We start from the raw sequence: 21,138 nt of genomic DNA, 5'->3' as shown, positions 1-21,138 counted from the left end.
ACGCTGACACGCCGCAATGGCCCCTAGGATTCCCTCTATCACCTCACCGGTCTCATTCGACAGGAACCCCATGAGTGACCCTTCCTCCCCCTTCGGCTTCGAGCACGTGCGCCGTGGCTACGACCGCGGTCAGGTGGACGACCGCATCGCCAAGCTCATCGCGGACCGTGACAGTGCCCTGGCCCGAATCACCTCTCTGGAAAAGCGCATCGAGGAACTGCACCTCGAAACGCAGAACGCCCAGGCCCAGGTAAACGACGCCGAGCCGTCGTACGCCGGGCTCGGTGCCCGCGTCGAGAAGATTCTCCGCCTCGCCGAGGAGGAGGCGAAGGACCTGCGCGAGGAGGCCCGCCGGGCCGCCGAGCAGCACCGCGAGCTCGCCGAGTCGGCGGCCCAGCAGGTGCGCAACGACGCGGAGTCGTTCGCCGCCGAGCGCAAGGCGAAGGCCGAGGACGAAGGCGTCCGCATCGTCGAGAAGGCCCAGGGCGAGGCGAACACGCTCCGCTCCGACGCCCAGAAGGACGCCCAGCAGAAGCGTGAGGAGGCCGACGCCCTCTTCGAGGAGACCCGCGCCAAGGCCGCCCAGGCCGCAGCCGACTTCGAGACCAACCTCGCCAAGCGCCGCGAGCAGTCGGAGCGCGACCTCGCGTCCCGTCAGGCCAAGGCCGAGAAGCGTCTCGCCGAGATCGAGCACCGCGCCGAGCAACTCCGCCTGGAGGCCGAGAAGCTCCGCACGGACGCCGAGCGCCGGGCCCGCCAGACGGTGGAGACCGCCCAGCGTCAGGCCGAGGACATCGTCGCCGACGCCAACGCCAAGGCCGACCGGATCCGCAGCGAATCGGAGCGCGAGCTGGCGGCGCTCACCAACCGCCGCGACTCGATCAACGCGCAGCTGACCAACGTCCGCGAGATGCTCGCGACGCTGACCGGCGCCGCCGTGGCCGCGGCCGGCTCCCCGGTGGAGGACGAGCCCGCGACGCGCGGTGTCCCGGCCCAGCAGAGCCGCTGATCCCCGCAGGAGCGCCGTACCCCCGTGTGCGCCCGGTTCCGCCTTTGTGGTGGCGCCGGGCGCTCCGGCGTTCTAGCGTGTGCGCATGATCGAGCTCGAGGGACTCACCAAACGGTTCGGCAGCAAGGTCGCCGTCGATCATCTGTCGTTTCAGGTCAGACCGGGCATCGTGACCGGCTTTCTCGGCCCCAACGGGGCGGGCAAGTCCACCACGATGCGGATGATGCTCGATCTCGACAATCCCACCAGCGGTACGGTGCGCATCGACGGCAAGCACTACCGCGACCTCCAGGAACCGCTGAAGTACATCGGGGCGCTCCTCGACGCCAAGGCGATGCACGGCGGTCGCAGCGCGTACAACAACCTGCTGTGCCTGGCGCAGAGCAACCGCATCCCGAGCAGCCGGGTCGACGAGGTGCTCGACATGGTCGGGCTGAGCGCGGTCGCGAAGAAGAAGTCCAAGGGGTTCTCCCTCGGCATGGGCCAGCGGCTCGGAATCGCCTCCGCGTTGCTGGGCGATCCCGAGATCCTGATGTTCGACGAGCCGGTCAACGGACTGGACCCGGAGGGCATCCACTGGATCCGCAATCTGATGAAGGCGCTCGCGTCGGAGGGCCGGACGATCTTCGTCTCCTCGCATCTGATGAGCGAAATGGCGCTGACCGCCGACCACTTGATCGTGATCGGCCAGGGCAGACTGCTCGCCGACACCTCGATGGCGGACTTCATCCACGAGAACTCCCGCAGCTACACGCGGCTGCGCTCACCGCAGCACGAACGGCTGCGGGACGTGCTGCACCAGGAGGGCTTCACCGCCGTCGAGACGACGGGCGGCGTCCTGGAGATCGACGGCGCCACGACCGAGGAGCTGGGCGAGCTGGCGGCCCGGCACCAGGTGGTGCTGCACGAGCTGAGCTCCCAGCGGGCCTCGCTGGAGGAGGCGTTCATGCAGATGACCGCCGGCTCGGTGGAGTATCACGCCCATTCGGACCGGGATCCGGCGGCCGAACCTCCCGCGGTGGGGGCCGGCTGGGGCGATCACTGGAACAAGCCCGGCGGCACCGACGGCAAGGGGGCGTGACGACCATGGCATCGGTACCCGCGGTTCTCACCTCGGAATGGACCAAGATCCGGTCGGTCTCCTCGACCACCTGGACCCTCATCTCGGCGTTCGCCGTCACGGTGGTGATGGGCGCGGCCCTGAGCGCCCTGCTGAACGCCACGTTCGACGACCTCTCCGAGGCCGAGCAGGCCACGTTCGACCCGACGTTCGTCAGCTTCTCCGGGACGATTCTCGGCCAGCTCGCGATGGTGGTGTTCGGGGTGCTCGTGGTCGGCACGGAGTACAGCTCCGGCATGATCCGCACCTCGCTGGCGGCGGTGCCCCAGCGCGCGACGTTCCTCTTCAGCAAGATCGCCGTGGCCGGGGTGCTGGCCCTCGTCGTGGGGCTGCTCACCAGCTTCGTCTCGTTCTTCCTGAGCCAGGCCATGCTCGGCGACCGGGGCACCGACATCGGCGCGGAGAACGTGCTGCGCGCGGTCGTCGGCGGCGGGCTCTACATGGGGCTGATCGCGATCTTCTCGATGGGGGTGGCCGCGATGCTGCGCAGCTCCATGCTGTCGCTCGGCATCCTGATGCCGTTCTTCTTCCTGGTCTCGCAGATCCTCGCGGCGGTGCCGGGGGCCAAGGACGTCGCCCGGTACTTCCCCGACCAGGCCGGTTCGAAGATCATGCAGGTCGTCCCGGACGCGATGAACACCGATCCCGCCCCGTACGGTCCCTGGGGAGGGCTCGGGATCATGGTGCTCTGGGTGCTGGCGGCGGTGCTCGGCGGCTTCCTGGTCCTGAAGAAGCGGGACGCGTAACGGACCGCTCGCACGCTGTGCGCAACTTGGCCGGAACCGACAGCGCCTGGTTATCCTCCTAACTCTTACGGGGGTGTGCGGCCGGGTGGCCCGAGCCCCGACCGACAGAGTGAGTCGATGGGGCTGGAGCATGATCGAGGCAGTCGGCCTGACCAAGCGCTACGGCGCGAAGACGGCCGTGGACGACCTTTCCTTCCAGGTGCGGCCGGGGGCCGTCACCGGATTCCTCGGTCCCAACGGGTCGGGCAAGTCCACGACGATGCGCATGATCCTCGGCCTGGACCGCCCCACCGCGGGTCACGTCACCATCGGCGGCCACCCCTACCGCAGCCTGCCGAACGCGCCGCGCCAGGTCGGCGCGCTGCTGGACGCCAAGGGCGTGCACGGCGGCCGCACCGCCCGCAACCATCTGCTGTCCCTGGCCCAGCTGGCCGGTATCCCGGCGGCCCGGGTCGACGAGGTCCTCGGCGTCGTCGGCCTCCAGGACGTCGCCAAGCGGCGCTCCAGCGGCTTCTCGCTCGGGATGGGGCAGCGGCTCGGGATCGCGGCGGCGCTGCTCGGGGATCCGCAGGTCCTGCTGTTCGACGAGCCGGTCAACGGTCTCGACCCGGAGGGCATCCACTGGGTCCGCAATCTGATGAAGTCGCTCGCCGCCGAGGGGCGCACGGTCTTCGTCTCGTCCCACCTGATGAGCGAGATGGCCCTCACCGCCGACCATCTGATCGTGATCGGGCGCGGCCGGCTGCTCTCCGACATGAGCGTCACGGACTTCATCTCCGCCAACTCCGCCGACTTCGCCCGGGTGCGGGTGCCCGAGGACGGCCCCGAGGACCGGCAGAAGCTGACCGCCACGCTCATCGAGGCGGGCGGCCGGGTCATGTCGGAGCCGGGCGGGGCCCTGCGGGTCACCGGGCTGCCGCTGCCGAGGATCAGCGAACTGGCCCACGGCTGCGACGTACGGCTCTGGGAGCTGTCCCCGCACCAGGCGTCGCTGGAGGAGGCCTACATGCGGCTGACGCAGGGCCTGGTGGACTACCGCTCGACGGACGACGCCAAGGCGGGCCTCGCGGAGCCGCCGCCCCTGGACGCGTACGGCTATCCGGTCGGCGGCCCCGCCGATGTGCCCGTCGCGCCGGTGGAGGTGCCGCAGGAGGGCTGGTACGCCCCGCCGCCGCCCGGCCACCGCCCGGCCTCCGCACCCGCCCCCGCCGCAGTGCCGTCCCCGGCCCCCGCGCCCTCTTCCGCCGCCCCGGCCGGAGAGCAGACCAGCAAGGACCTGAGATGACGTCCCCGGCCACCCCGCAGGACCGCCGGCAGGCGCCGGAGGCGGGCCTGCTGAGCTTCTACGAGTCGCCGATCCCGATCCGGCCCGCCACCCTGGGCGACGCGATCGCCTCGGAGTGGACCAAGCTCCGTTCCGTACGCGCCACGGTCTGGACGCTCGGCGTGATGGTCACGCTGATGCTGACGCTCGGGGTGGGCACCGCGCTGCTGCTCGCGGCGAACGACGCCAACCTGGCGGGCGAGCCCGCTCTGGCCCTCGGTTTCTTCGGAGTGCTGCTGGGTTCGATCTGCGTGATCACGCTCGGGGTGCTGACCATCGGCTCCGAGTACAGCACCGGCATGATCCGTACGACGCTGACGGCGTGCCCGAGCCGGGCCCGGGTGCTCGCGGCGAAGGCGATCGTCTTCTTCTCGCTGACCTTCGTCATCACGACGGTGACCGCCGCGGTGGTCGCGGTGCTCCAGACCCTGATCCTGAGCGGTACGGTCGCCGCCTCGGCCAGCGCCTGGGCGCTCTCGACGGTCGGCGTCGGGCTCTACATCGCGGGCCTCGGCCTGCTGTCGCTCGGGATCGGCGCGATCGTGCGGCACTCGGCGGGCGCGATCACCATCATGATCGGCGTGGTGCTGCTGCCGCTGGTCCTCGCGCTGTTCATGTTCGCCGATGCCCTGCGGGGCCTTCAGCGCTTCCTGATCGAGTACTCGATCCCCAACCAGCTCAGCGCGCTCTACGGCACGACGATGACCGGTTCCGGCCCGTCCGCCTGGGAACCGCTGCTGGTGATGCTGGGCCTGGTCGCCGTGGCGCTGGGCGGGGCGGTCGCGCTGCTGAACCGGCGCGACGTCTGAGGCAGGCCTCAGTAGCGCGGCGCGTTCCGGGACCGCTGCACCTTCGTGGTGCGGCGGTCCTTCGCGTTCCAGCAGGCCTTGTGCCAGTGCCTGCGGTCGTCGATGCCGCCGTACTCCGGCCAGGTCACCAGATGCGGGAGCCCGGAGGGGATCTCCTGGTCGCAGCCGGGGCAGCGGTACCGCTTGCCCTGGGCGCCGGCGCCGCTGACCGGGCGCACCGACCACTCCTCGCCCTGCCAGCTCTCGGTGGCCCCTCCCCCGCCGTACCTGCCGGGCGCCGTACCGGGGCGTTCGTCGGGACTCTCGCCGCCACGGGGGCGGTTGCGGCGCGGGGACACAGGACACCTCACGGAAGCGGATCGGGCTGGTCCGACCAAGCCTAGAGCCTGGAGTTCGGGGCAGCCGTCGGTCAGCCCGCCGCTCCCGGTCCGGCAGTGGGGTGAGTTAGCGGAAAATCGCAACAACTTCCGTCCGGACCGTGCCTTTGGCACGTGTCAGACGTTGTTGCCGGTGGGGGAGAAACGCGTCGGGCCGCAAGGAGGCAAGAGACGATGCGCATCGGAACGTTCGTTCTGGCAGCCCAGTTCCCGGGACAGGGGCCGGGTGAGGCCCTGCACCGGGCCGTCCGGTCCACCGAGGCCGCGGAGGAGAGCGGGCTCGACTCGGTCTGGCTGGCCGAGCACCACTTCGTGCCGTACGGGGTCTGCCCCTCGGCGACGACGCTGGCCGCGCTGCTGCTGGGCCGCACCCGCAGCATCCGGGTCGGCACGGCGGTCAGCGTGCTGCCCAACCACCACCCGGTCGCCCTCGCCGAGCAGGCCGCGCTGCTGCATCTGACCAGCGGCGGGCGCTTCTCGCTCGGCGTGGGCCGGGGCGGTCCGTGGGTGGACCTGGAGGTGTTCGGCGGCGGTCTCGACGCGTACGAGAACGGCTTCCCCGAGGCGCTGGACCTGGTGCTCGACTGGCTGCGGGAGCCGCGTGTCGCGGGGCGCGGCGAGCGGTTCGGCTTCCGCGAGGTGGCGGTGGTGCCGCGCGCGGACGAGCTGCTGGAGGGACCGGCGGAGGGGGGACCGGACGCCATGGGACCGGGCGCCGGGCCCGAGGTCGTCGTGGCGTGCACCTCCCCCACGACCGTGCGGCTCGCGGCGGCGCGGGCGCTGCCGATGCTGCTGGGCATGCACTGCGGGGACGAGGAGAAGGCGGAGATGGTCGCCCTGTGGCGTACGGCCGCGCGGGAGGCCGGGCATCCGCGCGAGGTGGTGGAGGAGGCCGCACATGTGTCCGCCGGGGTGGCCCAGATCGCGGACGAGGCCGGGGACGCCACGGAGATGCTGGTGAAGACGATGCCGGGCTGGCTGCGGCAGGGGCTCGACGCCCATGTCACGGTCGACGGCAGGCACCGCGTGATGCGGGACCCGGTCGCGTACACGGAACTGCTGTGCGGGCTGCACCCGGTGGGGACGCCACGGCTGGCCGCGGACCGGCTCGCGGCCACCGCCGAGCGGACCGGGATCACACGGTTCGCGCTGCTGGTGGAGGGGTCGGGCGATCTCGCCGCGACCGAGGAGAACGTGCGGCGGCTGGGCGCCGATGTGCTGCCGCTGCTCACCTGACCTGTGCCTGCGCATGGACAAGGACCTCGCGTGGGACCTGTGGTGCGGTGGTACGGGAGCTGCCGCCCCGGAGCCAGTTGCACCTCCCGCGGCCCGGGACGGCAGCAGAAGCGTTCAGCAGTCCCGTAGTTCGGGCGACTGGTTGAGCAACTGGCCCCTCACCGAGGTGAACTTGGCCAGTCGGTCGTCGACCGAGGCGTCCAGCGGGAACACCGCGACGCGGTGGCAGTTCTGGAATGCGAGACGCACTCCGAAGTGCCGCTGCAGCGCGCCGCGTATCGCATCACTCGCGAGCGCGCGCAGCAGCTGACCACGAGCCTGCTCGTCCGGCGGCGGCGTCTGGTTGTCGGCGAACTCTCCGCCGTCGACCTTCAGCTGAGCCACCAACGAGCTGATCATCTCCCATGCGAAGGGCAGGGAGGTCCGGACGCAGTCGACGAAGTCGGCTTCGTCGACCTCGCCTCGCTCGGCCTGTTCCAACAGCGCCGGTGAGACGTCGAGCGACATGGGTTCTCCTCTCGCGACCCCGGAGAGTGGCCGGGGCCTTACGGGCAGGGAAGGGGGGCGACGACGCAGCGTGCACGGGCGGCGACCTCCTGCTTCCACGGTAAGCGCGCAGTCGGGGCCGCACCAGGAGATTGGGAACACAACCGGCCAACAACGAAGGGGCGCAAAGAGGGGCAAGCCCGCGCCGTCCCCCGTGCGGCGTGCACCGAGTGACGGGAGGTGACGGGTGGGGAAATCGCGTCGGGCCACTGTCGTCGAGTAGCGTTGCCCACCATGCGTCTCGTCATCGCCCGTTGCTCCGTGGACTACGCGGGCCGGCTCACAGCCCACCTGCCCTCCGCCCCCCGACTGATCCTGGTGAAGGCGGACGGGAGCGTCTCCATCCACGCCGACGACCGGGCGTACAAACCGCTCAACTGGATGTCCCCGCCGTGCACCCTGAAGGAGGGCGCCGACGGTGAGGAAGGCGTCTGGACCGTGGTGAACAAGGCGGGCGAAAAACTGATCATCACGATGGAGGAAGTCCTCCACGACTCCTCGTACGAGCTGGGCGTCGACCCGGGGCTCATCAAGGACGGTGTGGAGGCGCACCTCCAGGAGCTGCTCGCGGACCGGATCGAGATCCTCGGCGAGGGACACACCCTGATCCGCCGTGAGTACCCCACCGCGATCGGCCCGGTGGACATCCTGTGCCGGGACGCGAACGGGCAGACGGTGGCCGTGGAGCTGAAGCGGCGCGGTGACATCGACGGCGTGGAGCAGCTGACGCGCTATCTGGAGCTGCTGAACCGCGACCCGCACCTGGCGCCGGTGCGGGGCGTCTTCGCCGCGCAGGAGATCAAGCCGCAGGCCCGGGTGCTGGCGACGGACCGGGGCATCGGCTGTCTGGTCCTGGACTACGACGCGATGCGCGGCATCGAGGACGACAAGCTGCGCCTGTTCTGACCGCCCGGCACCTCTGACGTCGGTGGGGATTCGGTACGGACGAGAGCCGGGTGGTTCACGCTTCCGCGTGAACCACCCGGCTCTCTGCTGTCCGGCCCGCTCAGGCCGTCGGGCCGGACTCCGGTGCGCTCGCGGACTCGACGGGGGCGGAGGCGGATTCCACCGGCCCGCTCGCCGAGGAGGAGCCCTCCGCCGGAGGCGGCTCCGGCCCGTCGGTGGGCGGCTCGGTCGGCGGGGTCGTCGGCGTCTCGGTGGGCGGGGTCGTCGGCGGGGTGGTGGGCGGAGTCGTCGGCGGCTTGGTCGGCTTCCCGGTCGGCGTCGGCTCTCCCGGCGTGCTGCTCTCCCCGTCCGTCGGCTCGCCCGTCGGTGGCGTACCGCTCGACGATGAGGCGCTCGGGGAGGGCGATCCGGAGGTGCTGGGGCTCGCGGAGTCCGAGGCGCTCGGGGTCGCGGACGTCTCGCCGGTGGACGCCCCGGCCGGGGACGAGCCGTCGTCCGTCTCGTCGGCGGGCAGGCCGTCGTCGGCCGGGTCCTCGGTGGCCGTCTGCTCGGTGGTGACGTTGCGGCTGTCCGGCTCGTCGCCGTCCGAGGTGACGCCGAGGGTGACGACGGTGCCGAGCACCGCGATCAGCAGGGCGCCCGCGCCCGCGGCGGCCAGGTTGCGCCGGGCGCCGCCCAGGACGGCACGGCCGGAGACCTTGCGCGCGGCGGGGCCGGGCGGCAGCGGGGAGATGACCGTGGACTCCTCCTCGGCGGTGTTGCGGAGGAACAGCGGCGCCCCGGGTATCCCGCCCGGCGGCGTACCCGGAAGGTCCTGGCGTACGGCGGTCGCCTCGTCGCCCGAGGGGGTCCCGCCGAGGGGGGCGAAGTCGCCGGAGCGGTCCGCGACCAGGGCGAGGGCGCGGCGTCCGGCCACGGCCCCGGACCTGTCGGCGAGCGCGCCACGCATCCCGATCGAGGTCTCCAGCTCGGTCCGGGCCCGGTCCGGGTTGCCGGTGCAGAGCGCGAGGACACCCAACTCGTGGTGGAAGTACGCCTCTTCGGCGACCTCACCGGCGATCCTGGCGGCCTCCTGGCCGATCCTGAGCGCCCGCTCCCAGGCTCCCCAGCCCAGACCCGCGGCGAAGGCCGGGGAGGCGCTGCGGGCCAGCAGGACGGCCGCGCTGGCCGCCCCCGCCTCGTCGCCCGGGACCAGCCGGGCCAGGGAGGCGACGATCGCGTCGGCCTCGGCGACGGCCCGCTGCGGGGTGACCGAGGGGTGCGAGGTCCACCAGGCGTAGTGCTGGGCGGCGGTACGGGCGTGGGTGGCGGCGTCGTCCTCGTACCCGGCGGCCACGAGTTGGGCGAGGACGCCGGCGGCGAGGCGGTAGCGCGGGCCGGCCGGTGAGAGCAGATGGCAGCCCGCCAGTTCGCCGAGCGCGGCGTCCGCGTGGGTGTCGCCCACGAGGGCCGGCAGATGGGCCTGGTGGGGCACCTCGCCGCCGAGGGCGACGGCGAAGCGCAGGGTGGCGCGGGCCGCCTCGCTGAGCCGGGAGGCGAGCAGCTCGGCGGGGGCGGCGCCCTCGCCGAGGCTCGGCAGGGGGACGTCGAGGGCGTCGGCGGACGGTGCGGCGGGGGGCGGGGGCGCGTCGTCCGCGCGTGGCTCGAAGTAGTCGTACTCGTCGAAGGCTTCCTCGGGGGCGGCGCGCAGCCGGTCGCGCTGGACGAGGAGGGATCCGGCCTGGACGAAGCGGAGCGGCAGGCCCTCGGACTCGAACCAGAGGTCGCCCGCCCAGTTCCGCTCCTCCTCGGTGAGGGGGCGCTCGACGACCTTCTCCAGCAGGGTGAGCGAGGCGCCGCGGCCGAGGCCGGCGAGGAGTACCTCCTCCAGGTGGGCGTCGACGCCGGGGGTGGTGTCGGTGGTGGCGGCGAGCAGGAAGGCGCACTCGGGGGTGGCGGCGAGCACTTCGTCGAGGGCCGCTCCGCCGATCTCCAGGTCGTCGATGGTGACGACGGCGCCGATCGAGCGGACGAGCGCGAGCAGTTCGTCGCGGTCGGGGCGGTGGCCGGGGGCCTTGTAGACGGCGTCGAAGAGGGCGTGCAGCAGGTCGGCGCCGGTGCGGCCGCGGCCGTTGAGGCGGACGACCCCGTCGGGGGCCAGGTCGGCGCAGTCGGAGGCGACGGCGTCGAGCAGGGCGGTGCGGCCGGAGCCGGGCTGGCCGGTGAGGCGGACGCTGCGGCCGCGCGCCAGCAGGCGGACCAGGCGCTCGCGCTCCTCCTGGCGCTCCAGGAGCGGCAGCTGCGGGGCGGGCGGGCCGGCGGGCACGGGGGGCGCGCCGGCGCGTTCGTGGTCGGCGCGTTCGGCGGCGGTGCGGCGGACCGGGGCGTCGGGGCCGGAGCCGGGCGGAATCGCCTCGACCTCGCTGCCGTCGACGGGGTTGACCGTGAGCAGCAGGTCGCCCGCGGTCACCTGGACGACGCGGACCTGCTGGGGTGTCTGCGGGCCGAAGTCGGCGCCGCCGGAGTCGCGGGACGGCCGGCGGTGGCCGGGCCGGCCACCGCAGCCGTCGTGTCCCTGCCCGTACTCATCGGGTGCCCGGTGTGTCGGGTCCATCGCAAAGTCCCCCAGACGCGTCGTGCGCGGTTGCCCCTCCCGGCCTCACACGCGCCCCGCTGTCGCTTCCGGTCCGGTGTCCGCCATGGGTTCGTTGTCATTCGGCGGACGGCCGAACCCTAGACCTTGGCACAGTATGCATAAAGCGCCGGGGTGCCACGCCGTCCAGGACGTCACGTTCCGGTGAGGATTGCGTGACTTCCGCGCCTGATGCCCGTGCCCGTCCGCCGGGCGCCCCTCAGACGCGCGGCAGCGACTCCGCGGCGATGCCGCCCTCGATGGCCAGGATGCGGTGCAGCCGGGTGGCCACCAGGAGGCGCTGCATCTGCGGCGGCACGCCGCGCAGCACGAGGCGGCGGCCGGCCCGTCCGGCCCGGCGGTGGGCCCCCATGATGACGCCGAGCCCGGTGGCGTCCCAGGAGTCCAGCTCGGTCAGGTCCAGCACGAGGTCGCCGACTCCGTCGTCCACGGCGGAGTGCAGGACCGTACGGGCGTCCGCCGCGCTTCGGACGTCGAGGCGGCCCCCGACGACCAGCTCGGCGTGGTCGCCCCTGATGTGCATATGCGCTCCCCGGTCATGCTCCGTAGTAGGTCCGTCGGTCTGTCTGTCCGTCTGGTCCGCCGCCGCCGCCGGCCGTGCCTCTGCCACCACTGACTGCCGCGGCGACGGGGAAGTTGCCGTCTGTAAGCGAACCGATACCGAATTCACTCGGTGGAGTGACTCCGGTTCGTCGGCTTCCGGTCTCCGCCGGGGAGGATCCCCGGCTCCGCCGACCCGGACGGCGGTGGGCCGGCCGGGCGGAGGGGGCTGATCCGATCGGGATCCGTGCGGGATCCCGATCAGTAGGTGTAGAAGCCCTGCCCGCTCTTGCGCCCGATGTCACCTGCGTCGACCATCCGGCGCATCAGCTCGGGGGCGGCGAACTTCTCGTCCTGCGACTCGGTGTAGATGTTGCTCGTGGCGTGCAGCAGGATGTCGACGCCGGTCAGGTCCGCGGTGGCGAGCGGGCCCATGGCGTGGCCGAAGCCGAGCTTGCAGGCGATGTCGATGTCCTCGGCGGTCGCGACGCCCGACTCGTACAGCTTGGCGGCCTCGACGACGAGCGCCGAGATGAGCCGGGTGGTGACGAAGCCCGCCACGTCGCGGTTGACGACAATGCAGGTCTTGCCGACCGACTCGGCGAACTCCCTTGCGGTGGCGAGGGTTTCGTCGCTGGTCTTGTAGCCGCGCACCAGCTCGCAGAGCTGCATCATCGGGACCGGCGAGAAGAAGTGCACGCCGACGACGCGCTCCGGACGCTCGGTCACGGCCGCGATCTTGGTGATCGGGATGGCGGAGGTGTTGGAGGCGAGGACGGTGTGCTCGCCGACGACCTTGTCGAGGGCACGGAAGATCTCGTGCTTGACTTCGAGCTTCTCGAAGACGGCCTCCACGACGATGTCCGCGTCGGCCACGGCGTCGAGGTCGGTGGTCGTGGTGATGCGGGCGAGCGCGGCCTCGGCGTCGGCCGCCTCCACCTTGCCCTTGGCGACGAACTTGTCGTACGAAGCCTTGATCCCGTCGCGGCCCCGGGTCAGCGCGGCGTCGGTGACGTCCCGCAGCACGACGTCCCAGCCCGCCTGGGCGGAGACCTGCGCGATCCCGGATCCCATCAGTCCGGCACCGATGACGGCGAGCTTCCTGGCCACGTTCGCACCCCTTGGTTTCTGTTCGCCCGTGCGCTTGAGTTCACGGGGGTTCACATACTCTCCGGCGGAGGTTAGTACTCGTCGGGCGCGCTGGGGCGGTGAAGAGATGCGCGTCACGTCTCAGATGACGGACATCACACCGGGAGGCGTCATTCGGCTCCGCGCCGCGCGTAGTTGAGGACCTGATCGCCGAGCAGCCCCTCGATCTCGTCGAGGACCCCGAGGGCGTCGCGGGAGACGTCGACGGCCTTGCGGCCCTTCATCATCTCCTGGCTGACGTAGCCGACCAGGGCGCCTTCGATCCAGGCGATCTGGCCGCCGACGAGGAGCGGCAGCGGGTCGTCCTCGCTCGCGCCGGTGTCCTCGCGGAGGGCGGCGACGACTGCCTGGAGCACCTCCTGCTGGAGGTACCAGAGACGGGCCTTGAGGGTGGGGGCGTCCTCGATGACGCGCATGAAGTCGGCGAAGCCGTCCATGAGCCCGAAATCCGGGGAGACGGCGACGACGGCGGCGCGTATCTCGCGCAGGACGGCTTCGGCGGCCGACTCTCCCTGGTCGCGGGCGCGGACGTACCGGGCGACGCGCTGGGTGACGTGCTTCATCCGGTCGAGGAAGAGGTCCTCCTTGGCCGGGAAGTAGTTATAGACGGTGTTGACGGAGACGTCGGCCAGTTCGGCGATCTCGGCGACGGTCACCGTCACGAATCCGTGTTCGAGGAACAGCCCGGTCGCCATGTCCGAGATGCGCTGCTTGGCCTGGCGCTTCTTGCGTTCCCTGAGTCCCTCAGCCATGCCTCCATCGTAGGACGCGCCACACCGTCATGGAGTCTCTGAATTTTTGGTGTCATTGCAATTTTGGCCTTGCTCTGTTTTTCTGGCCCCATGACCGTCATCAGCACCTCCGGGCTGGCCCGGACCTTCACGACCCCGAACGGCCCGGTGGAAGCCGTCCGCTGCGTCGACCTGACCATCCGCGCGGGAGAGATCGTCGCCCTCCTCGGCCCCAACGGCGCGGGCAAGACGACCACCCTGCGCATGCTCACCACGTTGCTCACCCCGACGGGCGGGGCCGCCACCGTGGCCGGCCACGACCTGCTCGCCGACCCGGCGGCCGTCCGCGCCGTCTGCGGGTACGTCGCCCAGTCCGGCGGCGTCGACCCGTTCCTGACCGTCCGGGAGGAGCTGGTCACCCAGGGCAGGCTGTACCGGCTGAGCCGGGCGGAGGCGGCGGAGCGCGCCGAGGAGCTGGCCGCCGCGCTCGGTCTCGACGGACTGCTCGACCGGAAGGCGGGGAGCCTCTCCGGGGGCCAGCGGCGGCGGCTCGACATCGCCATGGGCCTCACCCACCGCCCGGCCGTGCTCTTCCTCGACGAGCCGACCACGGGCCTGGACCCCGGCAGCCGGGCCGACCTGTGGGACCTGGTGCGGGGCCTGCGCGACAGGGACGGCACCACCGTCGTCCTGACCACGCACTACCTCGACGAGGCCGACGCGCTCGCCGACCGGCTGATCATCGTCGACGGCGGCACGGTGGTCGCCGAGGGCACTCCGGCCGAGCTGAAGACCCGGTACGCCGACTCCCCCGGCGCCTCCCTCCAGGACGCGTTCCTGGCCGCCACCGGCCGCCCCGCCACCCCCGCCGACCCCGCCCCCGCAGCCGTATAGGACCCCCGACGATGCTCGTCCACGACACCGCGGTCATCTTCGGGCGGTACGCCCGGCAGACCCTGCGCTCCCGTTTCCAGATCTTCTTCGGGATGCTGATGCCGCTGCTCTATCTGCTCTTCTTCGGTCCGCTGCTCCAGGACCTGCCGCTCGGCTCCCCCGCCGACTCCTGGCAGATCCTGGTTCCGGGCCTGCTCCTCCAACTCAGCCTCTTCGGAGCGTCGTTCGCCGGTTTCGCGATCATCGTCGAGAAGTCGACGGGCGTGGTCGAGCGGATGCGGGTCACCCCGGTCAGCCGGCTCGCGCTGCTGCTGGGGCGGGTGCTGCGCGACGCCCTGCTCTTCACCTTCCAGGCCGTCCTGCTGGTGCTCGCCGCGCTGCTCATGGGATTGCGCGCCCCACTGGCGGGCGTCCTCATCGGTTTCGCGTTCACCGGGGTGCTGGCGCTGTCGCTGGCCTCGCTCTCGTACGCCCTGGTGATGCGCGTCGCCACTCCGCAGGAGTTCGGGCCGGTGATCAACGCGGTGACGATGCCGGCCATGCTGCTCTCCGGTCTGATGCTGCCCATCACGCTCGGCCCCGGCTGGCTGGACGTGCTCTCGCACTTCACGCCGTTCCGCTATCTGGTGGACGCGGTGCGGGACGCCTACACGGGCTCGTACGCCACGACGCACATGCTCTACGGGGTCCTGGTCGCCGCGGGTTTCGCCGCCGCGGCCGTGACGGTGGGCACACGGGTCTTCCGACGGGCCGGAGCCTAACTACGCTGACCCCATGGTCAATCTGACGCGCATCTACACCCGGACCGGCGACCAGGGCACGACGGCCCTCGGCGACATGAGCCGCACCGCCAAGACCGATCTGCGGATCTCGGCGTACGCGGACGCCAACGAGGCCAACGCGGTGATCGGGACCGCCATCGCGCTCGGGCAGCTGCCCGAGGACGTGGTGAAGGTCCTCGTCCGCGTCCAGAACGACCTGTTCGACGTGGGCGCCGACCTCAGCACCCCGGTGGTCGAGGACCCGAAGTACCCGCCGCTGCGGGTCGAGCAGTCCTACATCGACAAGCTGGAGGCGGACTGCGACCGCTTCCTGGAGGAGCTGGAGAAGCTCCGCAGCTTCATCCTGCCGGGCGGTACGCCGGGGGCGGCGCTGCTGCACCAGGCGTGCACGGTGGTCCGGCGGGCCGAGCGGTCCACCTGGGCGGCCCTGGAGGTGCACGGGGAGACGATGAACGCCCTCACCGCCACCTACCTCAACCGGCTCTCCGACCTCCTGTTCATCCTGGCGCGGAGCGCGAACAAGGAGGTCGGGGACGTGCTGTGGGTGCCGGGCGGCGAGCGGTAGGCCCGGGACCCTAGAACCGGTCGGCGGGCTCGCGGTCCGTCACCGCGTCCTTGGGAGCCTGCTTCGGGAAGACCGTGTAGCTTCCGGCGATGATCAGGTTGATCCCGATCACGATGCCCATCTTCTGCTGCCAGGACCGCAGCGAGCTGATCGCCCCGTCCGGGCCGACGTACCAGACCGCCGCCTGGAGCAGGGCCAGGGCGACCACCGCGGCGAGGATCCAGCGGGCGGCCGTGCGCCACTCGTGGATCGCGCGGGCCGCGCCGTACTTCGGCGGCTTGACCGGCGGCGGGCCGCCGAACCAGCGGTGGGCGACCCAGGCGTCCACCTTCTTGACGGTGTGGTGGCCGAGGCCCACCGTGAAACCGATGTAGACGGCGGCCAGGCCGTGCTTCCAGTCCGGCTCGGCGCCGTTCTTCAGGTCGACGGCCGTCACCACGAGCAGCACCACCTCCAGCAGCGGCTCGCACAGCAGCAGGACCGCGCCGAGCTTCGGCTTCCTCGCGACGTACCGCAGGGCGAGTCCGGCGGCCAGCAGTACCCAGAATGCGACCTCGCAGGCCACGACCAGTAGGGCGATCACGACTCTCTCCTCCCGTTCCCCTCCAGCCTCCCGGCCGCCGGGCGCGGTGACGTCGTCGGCGGTGACGAAACCGGACTGCATCCTTCGATGTAGTCGCGGATCGGCCCGCGAAGGGAGGTCCAGGTGCACCGGTGCGTGTTGGATGGAGGCGTGCTCACCTCGATCCGCCCCGACCGCGACGCGGCGGCCCTCGCCGCCTCAGGGCTGCTCGGGGGGCTGCTCCTGTGGCTGCTGGGCCTCCATACCCAGGGCGGCCACCCCTTCTCCGCGCCCTGGATCACCCTCCTGCCGCTGAGCGTCATGACCACGGCCGAGCTGCTGCGCCGCGACGCCCCGCGCACGGCGCTGACCATCGGCACGCTCGCGCTGGTGGCGGACCAGTTCACCCGTGGCAGCCTCGCCACCGTCCTGATGTTCACGGACGTCATGTACGCGGCCGTGCTGTACGGAACCCCGGCCGCCGCCCGCCGCCTCCCGGTGGCCACGCTGCTGATCACCGTGGCGTCGACGACGGGCTTCCTGGCCTGGTTCCGCAAACCCGAGGCGCTGCTCATCGGCCTGGTCATCGGGCTGGTCTCCTTCATCCCCGCCCTCACCGGGGTCAGTGTGCGCAGCCATCGCGCCGCAGCCGACGCGGCCCGGCTGGCCGCCGCCCAGACCGCGCGGCTCGCGGAGATGGACCGGACACAGGCGGTGATCGCCGAGCGGGCCCGGATGGCCCGGGAGCTGCACGACATGGTGGCGGGCCACCTGTCCGCCGTGGCGATCCACTCCACGGCGGCCCTGTCCATCGACGACCCGGAGACCTCGCGGAACGCGCTGAAGGTGATCCGGGAGAACAGCGTCGAGGGGCTCGCGGAGATGCGCCGGCTGATCGGGCTGCTGCGGGAGGGCGGCAAGGACGACGCCCCGGCCCCCGCACCCACGCTGGCGGCTCTGGACACCCTGGTCGAGCAGACGAACGCCGGTGGGGCGTCCGGCGGGCTCGTCTGCACCCTGGAGGACACCCGGGCCCCGGGGGCCCAGGCGCTGCCTACACCGGTCGAGCTGGCCGCGTACCGGATCGTGCAGGAGTCCCTGACCAACGCCCTCAAGCACGCGGCGCCGGGCCCGGTGGTGGTGCGGCTCGGCCGGGCCGGGGAGCTGCTGACGGTCGAGGTGACCAGTGCGTTCGGCACCCGGACCGGGCCCACGGCGCCCGGCTCGGGAGCGGGTCTTGTGGGGATGCGGGAACGGGTGGCGCTGCTCGGCGGGACGTTCGGGGCGGGGGCCGAACCGGGCGGCGACGGCGCGAAGATCTGGCGGGTGCGGGCCGAACTGCCGCTACGGGAAAGGGAGATGCGGGAATGACGATCCGGGTGCTGGTGGCCGAGGACCAGGCGGCGGTGCGTGCGGGGCTCGTGCTGATCCTGTCGAGCGCACCGGACATCGAGGTCGTCGGGGAGGCGGCGGACGGCGAGGCGGCGGTGCGCCTGGCACGTGAACTCCGGCCGGATCTCGTCCTGATGGATGTGCAGATGCCACGGCTGGACGGGGTGTCGGCGACGAGGCAGGTGGTGGCCCAGGAACTGGCGGACGTCCTCGTGCTGACCACGTTCGATCTGGACGAGTACGTCTTCGGGGCGCTGCGCGCGGGCGCCTCCGGTTTTCTGCTGAAGAACACCGACGCCCGCGAACTGCTGGAGGCGGTAAGGACGGTGGCGCGCGGTGAGGGGCTGATCGCCCCGGCGGTGACGCGTCGGCTGATCGCCGAGTTCGCGGGCGCGGAAGGCGGCGCCGTACGCGAGCGGAGCACGGCGGATCCCACGGTGCTGGAGGGGCTGGAGGCGCTCACCCGGCGTGAGCGCGAGGTGCTGGGGTGCCTGGGCGAGGGGCTGTCCAACGCGGACATCGCGGTGCGCCTGTCGATGGCCGAGGCCACGGTGAAGACCCATGTCAGCAGATTGCTGGGCAAGTTGAAGCTGCGCAGCAGGGTTCAGGCGGCGGTGTTGGCACAGGAGTTGGGGATCTGACCCGGGGGCTCGATCTTTGGTCCAGACCTCTTGACGGTTGGTCCAGACCTTTCTACTGTCACCGAACACACACTGCGGTGAGTACGAGAGCACCCGTACTCAGGGCGGCGCAGGGTTTGCAGTCCACGAATCACCCCCGTTTGTTGGACCTCACCCGAGGAGCACCGTTGAGCACTGAAACCCCCCAACGCCGTTCCAGATTCAGATGGATACCCGCAGTCAGCGGCAGATCGAAGATCGTCGCGGGCCTGACCGCGCTGGTCGTGCCGCTGGCCGCGATGGTGGGGCTGGCCACCCCCGCCTCGGCAGCCGCGTCGGCCACCGCCACGTACACCAAGAAGTCGGACTGGGGCAGCGGCTTCGAGGGCCAGTGGACGGTGAAGAACACCGGTACCACCGCGCTCTCCTCCTGGACCATCGAGTGGGACTTCCCCTCGGGCACCGCGGCGGGCTCCGCCTGGGACGCCAACCTCACCAAGAGCGGCAACCACTACACCGCCAAGAACCTCTCCTGGAACGGGACCGTCGCACCCGGCGCCAGCGTCAGCTTCGGGTTCAACGGCACCGGCTCCGGCTCCCCCACGGGCTGCAAGCTGAACGGCGCCTCCTGTGACGGCGGCTCCGTCCCCGGTGACAACCCGCCCTCGGCCCCCTCCACCCCGACCACCAGCGAGGTCACCGACACCTCGGTGAAGCTCAGCTGGAGCGCCGCCACCGACGACAAGGGCGTCAAGAACTACGACGTGCTGCGCGACGGCGCGAAGGTCGCCACGGTCACCGGCACGACGTACACCAACACCGGTCTGACCGCGGGCACCGACTACTCCTACGCCGTGCAGGCCCGGGACACCGCCGACCAGACCGGCCCGGTCTCCGGCTCCGTCTCCGTGCGCACCACCGGTGGCGGCGGCGAACAGCCCGGGGGCGACAAGATCAACCTGGGCTACTTCACCAACTGGGGCGTCTACGGGCGCAACTACCACGTCAAGAACCTGGTGACGTCGGGCTCGGCCGCGAAGATCACGCACATCAACTACGCCTTCGGCAACGTGCAGAACGGCAAGTGCACCATCGGCGACGCCTACGCCGACTACGACAAGGCGTACACCGCCGACCAGTCCGTCGACGGCGTCGCGGACACCTGGGACCAGCCGCTGCGCGGCAACTTCAACCAGCTGCGCAAGCTGAAGGCCAAGTACCCGCACATCAAGGTCCTCTGGTCGTTCGGCGGCTGGACCTGGTCCGGCGGCTTCCCCCAGGCCGTGCAGAACCCCGCCGCCTTCGCCCAGTCCTGCTACGACCTGGTCGAGGACCCCCGCTGGGCCGATGTCTTCGACGGCATCGACCTGGACTGGGAGTACCCCAACGCCTGCGGTCTGACCTGTGACACCAGCGGCCCGGCCGCGATCAAGACCATGGCCGACGCGATGCGGGCCAAGTTCGGCCCGAACAACCTGGTCACCGCCGCCATCACCGCGGACGGCTCCAGCGGCGGCAAGATCGACGCCGCCGACTACGGGGGCGCCGCCCAGTCCTTCGACTGGTACAACGTGATGACGTACGACTTCTTCGGCGCCTGGGCGGCCAAGGGCCCGACGGCCCCGCACTCCCCGCTGACCTCGTACGCCGGCATCCCCCAGCAGGGCTTCACCTCCGCCGACGCCATCGCCAAGCTGAAGGCGAAGGGCGTCCCGGCCAAGAAGCTGCTTCTCGGCATCGGCTTCTACGGCCGCGGCTGGACCGGCGTCACCCAGTCCGCCCCCGGCGGCACGGCGACCGGCGCGGCCTCGGGCACGTACGAGGCGGGCATCGAGGACTACAAGGTCCTCAAGAGTTCCTGCCCGGCGACCGGCACCATCGCCGGCACCGCCTACGCCCACTGCGGCACCAACTGGTGGAGCTACGACACCCCGGCCACCATCGGCTCGAAGATGACCTGGGCCAAGAACCAGAACCTGGGAGGCGCGTTCTTCTGGGAGTTCTCCGGTGACACCAGCAACGGTGAACTCGTGAGCGCGATCAACAACGGCCTGAAGTAATCCCCACGCCGTAGCGCAGCTCACAACACCACCCCGGAAAAAGCACCGGGGAGACGGGTCCGCCCCCCGTCTCCCCGGTTTTCCGCTGTGTACGGCCCCGTACGCGCTCCGCTACGCCACGTTCACCCTCTGGCCGGGCGGTGCCGCCTCCAGCCAGGCCAGGAAGCCGGTGAGGGCGTCCTCGCTCATCGCCAGCTCCAGGCGCGTCCCCCGGTGGAGACAGCCGAGCACGACGGAGTCGGACAGCAGCGCGAGCTCCTCCTCGCCCTCCGGCATGCGGCGGGCGATCACCTCGATCGCAGAACGCTCCAGGCCCCGGCGGGGGCGAGGAGCGTAGGAGAAGACCCGGAACCAGTCGACGCGGTCACCGCTGTAGCGGGCGACCCCGTACACCCAGCCTTTGCCGAGGGAGTCCGGTTCCTCGGACACATCCCAGCGCAGACTGCAGTCGAACGTCCCTCCGGAGCGCTGGATCAGCCGCCGGCGCAGACCGAAGACGAACAGTCCCAGCAGGACCATGACGACGACGGACAAGCCCACCCACAATGCGAGGACCATCTCCACCGACCTCCTCGCATCGTCGAGTAACGAACACCGAAACCGTATTGCACCTGCATCGCCTCAGCCGCGACACGGCTGGATCGCTCCAGCTCGGGCCGCGGCTGAGTAAAAACACCTGTCAGCGGGGGTGCTAGCGCACCGCCACCGCGCGCAGTCGGACATCGGCGCGCCGCTGGGCGGCGGCGTCCGCGTCCGACTTCGCGAGCTCCAGCGCCCGCTCGGCGCGCTCGACATCGATCTCGTCGGCCAGCTCGGCGATCTCGGCCAGCAGCGACAGCTTGTCGTCCGCGAACGAGATGAATCCACCGTGCACGGCGGCGACGACGGTGCCGCCCTCGCTCGTGCGGATCGTCACCGGGCCCGATTCCAGCACACCGAGAAGCGGCTGGTGACCGGGCATGACGCCGATGTCGCCGGACGTGGTACGCGCGACGACCAGGGTGGCCTCGCCGGACCAGACACTTCGGTCCGCGGCGACCAGCTCGACATGCAGCTCAGCAGCCAAGGGTGGCTCCTCGGGTCACCACCCGGCCGCCCGGCCGGGTGTTGGGTCAATTCTACGGGGCGTGGTGAGGGG

22 protein-coding genes are annotated in these 21,138 nt (G+C 71.3%); 13 read left to right on the top strand and 9 right to left on the bottom strand.

Annotation, left to right across the window (positions count from 1 at the left end; genetic code table 11):
• Positions 1-70: 70 nt before the first annotated feature.
• The 5 genes from RNL97_RS23290 (at position 71) to RNL97_RS23270 (ending at position 5,008) form a co-directional block, all read left to right on the top strand.
• Positions 71-1,009 (top strand): coiled-coil domain-containing protein, encoded by a 939-nt coding sequence (locus tag RNL97_RS23290; protein WP_243315177.1) that lies wholly within the window; start codon positions 71-73, stop codon positions 1,007-1,009.
• Positions 1,010-1,094: 85 nt separating this feature from the next.
• Positions 1,095-2,090 carry an ABC transporter ATP-binding protein gene (locus RNL97_RS23285; protein WP_243315176.1) on the top strand — a complete coding sequence of 332 codons (996 nt, stop codon included), beginning with the start codon at positions 1,095-1,097 and terminating at the stop codon, positions 2,088-2,090.
• 5 nt (positions 2,091-2,095) lie between these two features.
• Positions 2,096-2,875, top strand: a complete 780-nt coding sequence (locus RNL97_RS23280; RefSeq protein WP_030579866.1) for an ABC transporter permease — start codon at positions 2,096-2,098, stop codon at positions 2,873-2,875.
• 130 nt (positions 2,876-3,005) lie between these two features.
• Positions 3,006-4,160, top strand: coding sequence for an ABC transporter ATP-binding protein (locus RNL97_RS23275; RefSeq protein ID WP_030579863.1), 1,155 nt, complete (start codon positions 3,006-3,008; stop codon positions 4,158-4,160).
• Positions 4,157-5,008: an ABC transporter permease subunit gene (locus RNL97_RS23270; RefSeq protein ID WP_030579860.1), complete on the top strand. Its 852-nt coding sequence runs from the start codon at positions 4,157-4,159 to the stop codon at positions 5,006-5,008. Before RNL97_RS23275 ends, RNL97_RS23270 begins: the two co-directional genes overlap by 4 nt.
• A gap of 8 nt (positions 5,009-5,016) precedes the next feature.
• Here the strand turns inward: RNL97_RS23270 and RNL97_RS23265 are convergent, their stop codons facing one another.
• A complete protein-coding gene (locus tag RNL97_RS23265; protein WP_030579857.1) occupies positions 5,017-5,346 on the bottom strand; it encodes a hypothetical protein in 330 nt (109 codons plus the stop codon).
• Between the two features lie 213 nt (positions 5,347-5,559).
• Between RNL97_RS23265 and RNL97_RS23260 the strand changes: the two genes are divergently transcribed.
• On the top strand, positions 5,560-6,621 hold the full coding sequence (locus tag RNL97_RS23260; RefSeq protein ID WP_030579854.1) for an LLM class flavin-dependent oxidoreductase: 1,062 nt from the start codon (positions 5,560-5,562) through the stop codon (positions 6,619-6,621).
• Between the two features lie 114 nt (positions 6,622-6,735).
• Here RNL97_RS23260 and RNL97_RS23255 read toward each other — a convergent pair whose 3' ends face one another.
• Positions 6,736-7,128 carry an SCO5389 family protein gene (locus RNL97_RS23255; RefSeq protein WP_006127608.1) on the bottom strand — a complete coding sequence of 131 codons (393 nt, stop codon included), beginning with the start codon at positions 7,126-7,128 and terminating at the stop codon, positions 6,736-6,738.
• Between the two features lie 273 nt (positions 7,129-7,401).
• Here RNL97_RS23255 and nucS point away from each other — a divergent pair, with 273 nt between their 5' ends.
• Positions 7,402-8,073, top strand: a complete 672-nt coding sequence (nucS, locus tag RNL97_RS23250; protein ID WP_030579851.1) for an endonuclease NucS — start codon at positions 7,402-7,404, stop codon at positions 8,071-8,073.
• Positions 8,074-8,173: 100 nt separating this feature from the next.
• Here the strand turns inward: nucS and RNL97_RS23245 are convergent, their stop codons facing one another.
• From RNL97_RS23245 to RNL97_RS23230, 4 genes are all read right to left on the bottom strand, one after another.
• Positions 8,174-10,666 (bottom strand): ATP-binding protein, encoded by a 2,493-nt coding sequence (locus tag RNL97_RS23245; RefSeq protein WP_313751148.1) that lies wholly within the window; start codon positions 10,664-10,666, stop codon positions 8,174-8,176.
• A 238-nt stretch (positions 10,667-10,904) separates the two neighbouring features.
• Positions 10,905-11,228, bottom strand: a complete 324-nt coding sequence (locus RNL97_RS23240) for an STAS domain-containing protein (protein ID WP_003966237.1) — start codon at positions 11,226-11,228, stop codon at positions 10,905-10,907.
• 278 nt (positions 11,229-11,506) lie between these two features.
• A complete protein-coding gene (locus RNL97_RS23235) occupies positions 11,507-12,355 on the bottom strand; it encodes a 3-hydroxyacyl-CoA dehydrogenase family protein (RefSeq protein ID WP_030579844.1) in 849 nt (282 codons plus the stop codon).
• 149 nt (positions 12,356-12,504) lie between these two features.
• Positions 12,505-13,146: a TetR/AcrR family transcriptional regulator gene (locus RNL97_RS23230; protein ID WP_243315170.1), complete on the bottom strand. Its 642-nt coding sequence runs from the start codon at positions 13,144-13,146 to the stop codon at positions 12,505-12,507.
• 90 nt (positions 13,147-13,236) lie between these two features.
• On the opposite strand from RNL97_RS23230, the gene RNL97_RS23225 reads away from it, so the two are divergent.
• From RNL97_RS23225 to RNL97_RS23215, 3 genes are read left to right on the top strand one after another with little or no spacing between them, the layout of a single operon-like run.
• A complete protein-coding gene (locus RNL97_RS23225) occupies positions 13,237-14,019 on the top strand; it encodes an ABC transporter ATP-binding protein (RefSeq protein ID WP_030579838.1) in 783 nt (260 codons plus the stop codon).
• Positions 14,020-14,030: 11 nt separating this feature from the next.
• Positions 14,031-14,780, top strand: coding sequence for an ABC transporter permease (locus RNL97_RS23220; RefSeq protein ID WP_313751147.1), 750 nt, complete (start codon positions 14,031-14,033; stop codon positions 14,778-14,780).
• A gap of 13 nt (positions 14,781-14,793) precedes the next feature.
• Entirely contained in the window at positions 14,794-15,366 is a 573-nt protein-coding gene (locus tag RNL97_RS23215; protein WP_030579832.1) for a cob(I)yrinic acid a,c-diamide adenosyltransferase, read from the top strand.
• Between the two features lie 10 nt (positions 15,367-15,376).
• On the opposite strand, the gene RNL97_RS23210 is transcribed toward RNL97_RS23215, so the two are convergent.
• Positions 15,377-15,949 (bottom strand): hypothetical protein, encoded by a 573-nt coding sequence (locus RNL97_RS23210; RefSeq protein ID WP_313751146.1) that lies wholly within the window; start codon positions 15,947-15,949, stop codon positions 15,377-15,379.
• Between the two features lie 150 nt (positions 15,950-16,099).
• Here RNL97_RS23210 and RNL97_RS23205 point away from each other — a divergent pair, with 150 nt between their 5' ends.
• The 3 genes from RNL97_RS23205 (at position 16,100) to RNL97_RS23195 (ending at position 20,000) form a co-directional block, all read left to right on the top strand.
• Positions 16,100-17,299 carry a sensor histidine kinase gene (locus tag RNL97_RS23205; RefSeq protein WP_313751145.1) on the top strand — a complete coding sequence of 400 codons (1,200 nt, stop codon included), beginning with the start codon at positions 16,100-16,102 and terminating at the stop codon, positions 17,297-17,299.
• A complete protein-coding gene (locus RNL97_RS23200) occupies positions 17,296-17,961 on the top strand; it encodes a response regulator (RefSeq protein WP_030579822.1) in 666 nt (221 codons plus the stop codon). Before RNL97_RS23205 ends, RNL97_RS23200 begins: the two co-directional genes overlap by 4 nt.
• A 167-nt stretch (positions 17,962-18,128) precedes the next feature.
• Positions 18,129-20,000: a glycoside hydrolase family 18 chitinase gene (locus RNL97_RS23195; protein ID WP_313751144.1), complete on the top strand. Its 1,872-nt coding sequence runs from the start codon at positions 18,129-18,131 to the stop codon at positions 19,998-20,000.
• Positions 20,001-20,111: 111 nt separating this feature from the next.
• On the opposite strand, the gene RNL97_RS23190 is transcribed toward RNL97_RS23195, so the two are convergent.
• Entirely contained in the window at positions 20,112-20,558 is a 447-nt protein-coding gene (locus RNL97_RS23190; protein WP_006127595.1) for a DUF2550 domain-containing protein, read from the bottom strand.
• A 133-nt stretch (positions 20,559-20,691) separates the two neighbouring features.
• Positions 20,692-21,066 carry a F0F1 ATP synthase subunit epsilon gene (locus tag RNL97_RS23185; RefSeq protein ID WP_030579816.1) on the bottom strand — a complete coding sequence of 125 codons (375 nt, stop codon included), beginning with the start codon at positions 21,064-21,066 and terminating at the stop codon, positions 20,692-20,694.
• Between the last annotated feature and the right edge of the window lie 72 nt (positions 21,067-21,138).

The organism is Streptomyces parvus (genome assembly GCF_032121415.1).
GTDB lineage: Bacteria > Actinomycetota > Actinomycetes > Streptomycetales > Streptomycetaceae > Streptomyces > Streptomyces globisporus_A.
The sequence above is the reverse complement of the archived record's forward strand: the minus strand, read 5'-3'. Positions and strand labels throughout refer to the sequence as shown.

Bases quoted from the DNA above. Each gene is read 5' to 3' on its own strand.
- nucS (WP_030579851.1), top strand. From the start codon at position 7,402: ATGCGTCTCGTCATCGCCCGTTGCTCCGTGGACTACGCGGGCCGGCTC.
- RNL97_RS23260 (WP_030579854.1), top strand. From the start codon at position 5,560: ATGCGCATCGGAACGTTCGTTCTGGCAGCCCAGTTCCCGGGACAGGGG.
- RNL97_RS23245 (WP_313751148.1), bottom strand. From the start codon at position 10,666: ATGGACCCGACACACCGGGCACCCGATGAGTACGGGCAGGGACACGAC.
- RNL97_RS23220 (WP_313751147.1), top strand. From the start codon at position 14,031: ATGCTCGTCCACGACACCGCGGTCATCTTCGGGCGGTACGCCCGGCAG.
- RNL97_RS23225 (WP_030579838.1), top strand. From the start codon at position 13,237: ATGACCGTCATCAGCACCTCCGGGCTGGCCCGGACCTTCACGACCCCG.
- RNL97_RS23200 (WP_030579822.1), top strand. From the start codon at position 17,296: ATGACGATCCGGGTGCTGGTGGCCGAGGACCAGGCGGCGGTGCGTGCG.
- RNL97_RS23215 (WP_030579832.1), top strand. From the start codon at position 14,794: ATGGTCAATCTGACGCGCATCTACACCCGGACCGGCGACCAGGGCACG.
- RNL97_RS23275 (WP_030579863.1), top strand. From the start codon at position 3,006: ATGATCGAGGCAGTCGGCCTGACCAAGCGCTACGGCGCGAAGACGGCC.
- RNL97_RS23240 (WP_003966237.1), bottom strand. From the start codon at position 11,228: ATGCACATCAGGGGCGACCACGCCGAGCTGGTCGTCGGGGGCCGCCTC.
- RNL97_RS23280 (WP_030579866.1), top strand. From the start codon at position 2,096: ATGGCATCGGTACCCGCGGTTCTCACCTCGGAATGGACCAAGATCCGG.
- RNL97_RS23290 (WP_243315177.1), top strand. From the start codon at position 71: ATGAGTGACCCTTCCTCCCCCTTCGGCTTCGAGCACGTGCGCCGTGGC.
- RNL97_RS23255 (WP_006127608.1), bottom strand. From the start codon at position 7,128: ATGTCGCTCGACGTCTCACCGGCGCTGTTGGAACAGGCCGAGCGAGGC.
- RNL97_RS23230 (WP_243315170.1), bottom strand. From the start codon at position 13,146: ATGGCTGAGGGACTCAGGGAACGCAAGAAGCGCCAGGCCAAGCAGCGC.
- RNL97_RS23190 (WP_006127595.1), bottom strand. From the start codon at position 20,558: ATGGTCCTCGCATTGTGGGTGGGCTTGTCCGTCGTCGTCATGGTCCTG.
- RNL97_RS23285 (WP_243315176.1), top strand. From the start codon at position 1,095: ATGATCGAGCTCGAGGGACTCACCAAACGGTTCGGCAGCAAGGTCGCC.
- RNL97_RS23270 (WP_030579860.1), top strand. From the start codon at position 4,157: ATGACGTCCCCGGCCACCCCGCAGGACCGCCGGCAGGCGCCGGAGGCG.